The sequence below is a fragment of the Desulfosporosinus sp. I2 genome, assembly GCF_000960765.1.
Lineage (GTDB): Bacteria > Bacillota > Desulfitobacteriia > Desulfitobacteriales > Desulfitobacteriaceae > Desulfosporosinus.
Map to the genome: position 1 here is coordinate 1 of NZ_JYNH01000192.1, position 7,511 is coordinate 7,511.

Here is a 7,511-nt window from a genome sequence, read left to right on the forward strand (position 1 = left end):
ATAAAAGAAGCTAATCTAATGGGCATATCATTCGGGGCAGTGTCGGGAATGTTTTACGCAATCATCGTGCTGATTAACCGAAAGTTTGGAACTCATATTCCTATTCAATCAGCTACTTTTATTCAACTAATGATGGCAGCGATGATTTTGGCTCCGCTTGTTCTATTTGAGGATCCAATCCACCAGTGGACTTCATTAGACCTATATGGAATTGTAATGTTGCTTATTTTGGGAATTGTACATACAGGGCTTGCCTATCAAATGTATTTTTCAAGTTATAAGGAGCTTTCCTCTACGAACGTAGCTCTATATAGTTACTTGGATCCAGCATTTGCAATAATTTTTGCAGTCGCTATTTTAGGGGAACCATTTGGAATCTATCAAATACTTGGAGGAGTACTTATATTGGGGTCAACAATGATTTCAAACAAATAGAAAAAATAACTATTGGTGTAACCGCAAGTTAAGGTTGCGTAACTTTCTGCAAGAGGGTTGCGGGGCTTTTGATCAAAGAGGCCGCAGGGGTAATCACTCCCGTTGGGAACTATGTGTGGTTGGCGAATTATTGATATACCATTGGCTAGTCTAACATATGTTGGTGTTACTTAATGAGTTTTTACTGAGATTTATATCCCAGAGACGTAGCACCCTGGTAACGGTAGTGTGGCTATTAGAACTCTAGCCCTTTCAACGTGACAACGCACTTGAATTGTGATTTAGTTAATATGACATCACAAGGTAATTGGTAAAGGTAATATCTATAGAACGCTGCCATTGAATAAGGATGTTCGAAAAGCAATTATAGATTACCTTGTTATAAGACCAGAAACTGAGAGTGACTTCCTATTAATAGGACAGCGAGGAGCTTTCAAAAGGAATGCAATTAACTTGATCCTTGAAAAACATGGGCATCGAGTAGCAATGGATGTTTCACCTCACCAACTAAGGCATTCACTTGGATATAGATTGGTCAAAGAAGGAACAGCAATCACCACCATTCAGCAGATACTTGGACATGAAAACATTATGCAACAAACCTCTACACAGTTACAACTGAGCAGGATAAGGTAGAGGCTCTGGAAGCATTGGAGTGGACCATGACCGCCAGAACCTTCGGCTAAAGCAATATCTGAACAAATACTTCTCCTCGACAAAGATAGAACAACTTGTCGGGGAGTTTTCATTTTCAGAGCTACGCAAGTTGCTTGGCGAAATGGATATAGAATTTTTTGCTTCGTGTTACTTTCCGAAATACTTTGACCGTAAGTTTTGGGCAGTTTCACAAGGAGTTATTCGAAGAACTGAAATACAAGTTAGACAACAAAGGGTTGATTGTCAACCCAAAGAAATTTAGTAGGAACCGCAAAATGACTAAACTGAAGAGCTTGGTCCTCGATATTTGAGACAGATAATGCGGAAATTATTGGTTAGTCTTTCTCTAAACAAGCAACGATTTTTAACAAAGGTGGTAATCGTATTGAATGAACCATGGCAATGGGATGAAGAAGATATTTTATTGCTAATCGCCGAAGGCGAGAAAGAGAGTCTACTCTTGGACTAAAAAGCATGCGGATCTCTAGCCCGTTCAGAAGAAAAGAAAAGGGAAATTTATGGATGTGGCCTCTTTTGCTAATTCAGTAGGAGGTGTAATTGTTTGGAGTAATCGAAGACGGAAACGTCCCAATAAAAATCGACGTAGGATTGTACAGCCTTAGCGGTCATTCCGTTTAACTCCGGCGGTCATACTGTTCAACTTCGCCGGTCAAGGTGTTTTTTCTCGCCGGTATATTCAATGGGCTGCTCTAGTTGCTCTAGTAGCTGCTGCTGTAATATGGTTTGTAATGAGACTGATTGGTGTTGGCGAACCCTGGTCTTGGCAGGTATAATGAGCACTCCCATCCAAAATGTTGGTAAGTAAGGAAAATCGAGTAAGAACTCGATTTTAAAGTAATAATAAACTCAGTTAATGTATGGGGTTTAATTGATGAAGAACACTGTGACGCATTCGTAATAGGAGTGCATTAAAAATTATTGGACTCCTATTAAAAAGTGCTTGACTTGGAGTTGACTCCAGATGGTAAGTTATTATGCGGGGGTGAAAATTATGAACATCGATACGTTATGGTATTGTGATGTGTGTTGAACTTGGAGCAAACTCCAAGTGTTGCAGTTTGATAGCAGAAAGAATGGTGATACTTGGCAAATAGAGTTTGTAGCATTCCCAATCAAGCGTTATTGAAAAGAAAGAGGATGTTTGTTGACTTCAGAAAGCATTGTTGAATTAAAAGTTTTATAATACTTGACTTAGAGTTAACTCCAAGTCTTATAATGACAATACAAAAATAATAAGGAGGGTTCAATTATGTTTGACTTTGATTTTTATAATCCAACACGTATTTTATTTGGTAAAGACAGACTTGAGGGCATTGATAAGTATGTTCCAGCCGATGCTACTGTCTTAATAACCTATGGAGGTGGAAGTGCTAAAAGGAGTGGCACTATAGACAAGGTTAAAACTACACTTGGAAACAGGAAAGTTTATGAATTTGGGGGTATTGAACCCAATCCTCGTTACGAGACTTTGGTAAAAGCTGTAGAAATTGTACGTAACGAAAACATTGACTTTATTCTTGCCGTTGGTGGCGGTTCTGTTATTGATGGGACTAAATTCATAACACTAGCTTCCTATTACAAGGGAGATTCACGTGATTTGTTGAAATATGGATTTATGCCAATTCCTTTTGATGTGGTAAGTAAAGTTGTTCCGTTCGGTACAGTGTTAACATTACCTGCTACGGGATCTGAAATGAATAGCGGAGCTGTAATCAGCTATGAACACGGGAAATTTCCAGTTATGTGCGAGTTGGCATTCCCTAAATTCTCAATATTAGATCCGACAATTACTTTCACGCTTCCAAAGATGCAGGTTGCCAATGGAGTGATTGACGCATTTGTGCATACAACTGAGCAATATCTCACATATCCTGTTGACGGTAAAGTGCAGGATCGTATAGCTGAGGGTATTTTACAAACATTAATTGAAATAGGTGAAACTACAGTTGCTGAACCCGAAAATTATGATGCACGTGCTAATCATGTTTGGTGTGCTACTCTTGCATTGAATGGGATAGTCGGTGCAGGGGTTCCTCAGGATTGGGCGACTCATATGATAGGACATGAACTTACTGCATTATTTGGCATTGATCATGGACAGACTTTAGCGATTGTATTGCCATCATTACTAGAGGTAAGACGCGAACAAAAACGCGCTAAACTTCTGCAATATGCAGAACGTGTATGGCATATAGAGAGTGGCAACGAAGAGGAAAAGGTGGACTTGGCAATTCAGAAAACCAGAGAATTCTTCGAAAGCCTTGGTGTTAAAACTCATCTGTCCCAATATGGCGTTGGAGCTAATAAAATACCAGTTGTTATTGAACAGCTGAAGGCTCATGGGATGACAGCACTCTCGGAAACTCAGGATCTTACATTGGATATAAGCCAAAAGATTCTTGAAGGAGCAGTGTGATTTTCTTCCATAACTTATGCCCTGTCTGCCAGTAAGGTATTTTAAACTGACCAAACAGCTTGCCTTCGTACTCATAGAAGATGAACGCATATAACACTCTGTCTTTTTAAATAGTAGCATGGATTTAGTGCTACTATTTAAAAACTCTTGACTTAGAGTTAGCTCCAGGTGTTAAGGTATCAAATATCAGGGAGGTAAAATCGTATGACGATTGCAGAAGTGAGTAAAAAATTCGATCTTTCGCAGGATACACTCCGCTATTATGAACGCATCGGACTGATTCCTCATGTGAACCGCAATAAAGGCGGAATCAGGGATTATACAGAAGAAGACTGCAGGTGGGTCGAATTTATCAAATGTATGCGGAATGCAGGTCTTCCAATTGAAGCATTGATTGAGTACGTTGGGCTGTTTCAACAGGGAGATACGACCACTAAGGCCAGAAAAGAACTTTTGACCGAGCAGCGTAAGCAGTTAATTGCAAGAATGGAAGATATGAAGAATACGCTGGAACGCCTGAATTATAAAATCGAAAGTTATGAACAGTCGGTGGTTGAAAAAGAAAAAGAGCTAAAAAGATCGGAGGATTAGGTTTATGGGTAAAAAAGTATTGGTGCTGTCCGCCAGCCCGAGGAAAGGTGGTAATTCCGATTTGCTGTGCGACCAGTTTTTGCTCGGCGCACAGGATGCGGGCAATCAGACGGAAAAGATTTTTTTGAGAGATAAAAGGATTGGCTACTGCACCGGGTGCGAGTCATGCTATATCAGCCATAAGTGTGTTCAGAAGGATGACATAGCGGAAATTTTGGAGAAAATAATTGACGCCGATGTGATCGTCATGGCGACGCCGGTTTACTTCTATACTATGAACGCTCAGATGAAAACGCTGATTGATAGAACTGTTCCAAGATATGAAGAAATCACTGGAAAGGAGTTCTATTTTATCGTTACCGCTGCCGACAGCAGTAAGCAGTCCATGGAAAGGACGCTTGACGGCTTTCGCGGATTTACGTTATGTCTGAACGGTGCTAAAGAAAAGGGTGTTGTCTATGGCGTCGGAGCATGGCACAAGGGTGACATCAAGGGCAGCGCAACCATGCAGCAGGCATATGAAATGGGAAAGAACGCATAAAAGAGGAAAGAAAGAGGAAAGAAATTGTGAAAAAATTAGGATTCGGTTTTATGCGGTTACCGATAACGGAAGAAAAAAATCCCAAAAGCATCAATCAGGAACTTGTGAACAAGATGGTAGATTACTATCTGGAAAAGGGGTTCACCTATTTTGATACAGCATATCGGTATCATCAGGGTATGAGCGAGGTCGCCTTGAGAAGTGCGCTCGTGGAACGGCACCCCAGGGGCGCATTTACCATCACGGATAAAATGCCCACTTATATGATAACCTGCAATGCGGATTATCAGAGGATCTTTGAAGAGCAACTGGACCGCTGTGGCGTGGAATACTTTGATTATTATCTTTTGCATACCCTGGGCGTGAAGAACTATGCCATCACTTTGAAATATGGTGGTTTTGAGTTTATGAAAAAAATGAAGGCAGAGGGAAAGGTAAAACACATCGGTTTCTCTTTTCATGACAAGGCAGAAGTGCTGGAGAAGATTTTGACAGAACACCCTGAGATGGAGTATGTGCAGCTTCAGATCAATTATATAGACTGGGACGATGAAAGCATAGAATCCCGGAAATGCTATGAGATAGCGACAAGGCACAAGAAGCCCGTCATTGTCATGGAGCCGGTCAAAGGCGGCGCGCTTGCAAACGTACCCGAAGAGGCGAAGAAGCTGTTTAATGTTTATCATCCGGATATGAGCGCGGCCTCGTGGGCGGTCCGCTTCTCGGCTTCTTTAGAAAATGTTTTCATGGTGCTTAGCGGCATGAGCAATTTCGAACAGGTTGTTGACAACACGGGTTATATGCTGGATATTACGCCTTTGAATGACGAAGAGAAAGAAATCATTAAAAAAGCAACGGACATCATCAACAGCAGCATCGCCATTCCCTGCACCGCATGCCAGTATTGTGTAGAAGGCTGCCCGAAAAAGATACCGATCCCGAACTATTTCTCGCTATATAATAACCAAAAGCAGTTCGGGCTGTTTGGTAACCATGCGTTTTATTATCTGAATTTGACACAGGACTTTGGAAAAGCTTCCGACTGCATCGGCTGCAAGCAGTGTGAACAGCACTGTCCACAGCATATAGCCATTGTGGAAGAGCTGAAAGAAGTGTCAAAGGTATTTGACGCGTAACGGTTAAACCTGATTACAAGTTCAAATACAAACAGGAGGTAACTATGAACGTATTATTAGTGAATGGAAGTCCCCATGAAAAGGGGTGTACCTATACGGCATTGGAAGAAGTGGCTAAAACACTGAATTCAGAAGGGATTGAAACTGAAATCTTTCAGATCGGAACCACGCCGTTATCCGGATGTATTGCCTGTAAAAACTGCCAGAAAACGGGGTATTGTATATTTCCTGACAGAGTCAATGAGTTTCTCGATATTGCGGGAGACGCCGACGGGTTTGTATTCGGTTCACCCGTACATTATGCGTCTGCAGGAGGTGCCATTACTTCATTTTTAGACCGTGCTTTCTATACCGATTTATGCTTTGGAAAACAAATTTTTTACCTAAAACCGGCAGCCGCTGTTGTTTCCGCCAGAAGGGCGGGGACGACCGCGACATTTGACCAGCTTAATAAATATTTTACCATATCAGAAATGCCTGTTATCTCATCGAGGTATTGGAATATGGTACACGGCTCCACACCGGAGGACGTAAAAAAAGATTTAGAGGGATTGCAGATAATGCGTATATTAGGAAGAAATATGGCATGGTTCTTAAAGTGCAAAGAGGCCGGTATCAAAGCCGGTGTTCCGTTCCCTGAGCGTGAAGAAAGAATAGCGACCAACTTTATTCGATAAAGACGCTATTTTCCCTTTTCCAAGGGCTTTGAATGCATTATAGCCAAGAGGGGGAATAAGTTTAAATTTTCATATTTTAGGCTTCTTGTTACTTTTTATTAAGAAAGGTGTACCTCTTATGTCTAATATTCAAGATAAAGTTGTCATTATTACGGGTGCCTCTTTTAGTACGATGGGGGGCGCGTAACCATGGGGTCTGCTACTAATGCCGGACCCAGTTCGCACCGCACGGCCGTGCTCGTGATCATTCTTGCCAGCTACTTTATGATCGTACTCGACATCTCGATCGTCATCACCGCACTTCCGAAGATCCACCACAGCCTCGGCTTCTCGGCCACCGGGCTCTCATGGGTGCAGAACGCCTATACGCTCGCCTTTGGCGGATTGCTATTGCTCGGTGCACGCGCCGGCGACATCCTCGGCCGTCATCGTATGTTCATTGCCGGAATCGCGCTCTTTACTGTCGCATCTCTCGCCGTTGGCCTGGCACAGTCCGTCTCCTGGCTGATTGGTGCCCGCGTGTTACAGGGCATCGGCGTCACGATCGTGGCTCCATCGACGCTCGCTCTCCTGTCGGACAATTTCCCTGAAGGGCACGAGCGCACACGTGCGGTCGCTTACTATGGATCCGTTGCCAGCGTCGGGGCCAGTATTGGACTCGTGCTCGGCGGCATCCTCACCGACTGGCTCTCCTGGCGCGTCGGGTTCTTCATCAATATGCCTATCGGGATCGCAATGATGGTTGCCGCGCCGCGCTACCTTGCCGAGACTGAACAGCGCCCGGGTCGGTTTGACCTGGCAGGCACCATGAGCTCAACCCTCGGCATGACTGCGCTCGTCTACGGCATCGTCCGCTCCGCGACCGCCGGCTGGAGCGATTCACTCACGGTTGCGGTACTTACGGCCGGCGTCCTGTTACTCGCATTTTTCGTTTTCAACGAGTGGCGTGCGGAGCAACCGATCATGCCACTGCGCCTGTTCGCGAGCCGCGAGCGCGATGGGGCCTACGCGGCCCGCATCCTCTTCCTCGGCGCCAT

10 protein-coding genes are annotated in these 7,511 nt (G+C 43.5%); all 10 read left to right on the forward strand.

All coding sequences use genetic code 11. The annotated features are described in order from the left end of the window. On the forward strand, positions 1-435 hold a 435-nt coding region (locus tag UF75_RS23800; protein ID WP_045577005.1), incomplete at its 5' end, for a DMT family transporter. A gap of 339 nt (positions 436-774) precedes the next feature. Beyond that, complete coding sequence (locus UF75_RS23805) at positions 775-1,071, forward strand: tyrosine-type recombinase/integrase (RefSeq protein WP_052693586.1); 297 nt, start codon at positions 775-777, stop codon at positions 1,069-1,071. A 19-nt stretch (positions 1,072-1,090) separates the two neighbouring features. After that, positions 1,091-1,354: a hypothetical protein gene (locus UF75_RS26615; RefSeq protein WP_052693587.1), complete on the forward strand. Its 264-nt coding sequence runs from the start codon at positions 1,091-1,093 to the stop codon at positions 1,352-1,354. Positions 1,355-1,411: 57 nt separating this feature from the next. Beyond that, entirely contained in the window at positions 1,412-1,561 is a 150-nt protein-coding gene (locus tag UF75_RS28705) for a hypothetical protein (protein ID WP_156146586.1), read from the forward strand. An 801-nt stretch (positions 1,562-2,362) separates the two neighbouring features. Continuing rightward, positions 2,363-3,529 carry an iron-containing alcohol dehydrogenase gene (locus tag UF75_RS23810; RefSeq protein ID WP_045577006.1) on the forward strand — a complete coding sequence of 389 codons (1,167 nt, stop codon included), beginning with the start codon at positions 2,363-2,365 and terminating at the stop codon, positions 3,527-3,529. A gap of 204 nt (positions 3,530-3,733) precedes the next feature. After that, a complete protein-coding gene (locus tag UF75_RS23815) occupies positions 3,734-4,120 on the forward strand; it encodes a MerR family transcriptional regulator (protein WP_045577007.1) in 387 nt (128 codons plus the stop codon). Positions 4,121-4,124: 4 nt separating this feature from the next. Beyond that, positions 4,125-4,661 (forward strand): flavodoxin family protein, encoded by a 537-nt coding sequence (locus tag UF75_RS23820; protein ID WP_045577008.1) that lies wholly within the window; start codon positions 4,125-4,127, stop codon positions 4,659-4,661. A 26-nt stretch (positions 4,662-4,687) separates the two neighbouring features. Continuing rightward, positions 4,688-5,797, forward strand: a complete 1,110-nt coding sequence (locus tag UF75_RS23825) for an aldo/keto reductase (protein ID WP_045577009.1) — start codon at positions 4,688-4,690, stop codon at positions 5,795-5,797. Positions 5,798-5,841: 44 nt separating this feature from the next. Then, positions 5,842-6,474 carry a flavodoxin family protein gene (locus tag UF75_RS23830; RefSeq protein WP_045577010.1) on the forward strand — a complete coding sequence of 211 codons (633 nt, stop codon included), beginning with the start codon at positions 5,842-5,844 and terminating at the stop codon, positions 6,472-6,474. A 189-nt stretch (positions 6,475-6,663) separates the two neighbouring features. Next, the coding region (locus UF75_RS23835; RefSeq protein ID WP_045577011.1) for an MFS transporter at positions 6,664-7,511 on the forward strand (848 nt) is incomplete at its 3' end.

Bases quoted from the DNA above. Each gene is read 5' to 3' on its own strand.
- UF75_RS28705 (WP_156146586.1), top strand. From the start codon at position 1,412: ATGCGGAAATTATTGGTTAGTCTTTCTCTAAACAAGCAACGATTTTTA.
- UF75_RS23830 (WP_045577010.1), top strand. From the start codon at position 5,842: ATGAACGTATTATTAGTGAATGGAAGTCCCCATGAAAAGGGGTGTACC.
- UF75_RS23815 (WP_045577007.1), top strand. From the start codon at position 3,734: ATGACGATTGCAGAAGTGAGTAAAAAATTCGATCTTTCGCAGGATACA.
- UF75_RS23810 (WP_045577006.1), top strand. From the start codon at position 2,363: ATGTTTGACTTTGATTTTTATAATCCAACACGTATTTTATTTGGTAAA.
- UF75_RS23820 (WP_045577008.1), top strand. From the start codon at position 4,125: ATGGGTAAAAAAGTATTGGTGCTGTCCGCCAGCCCGAGGAAAGGTGGT.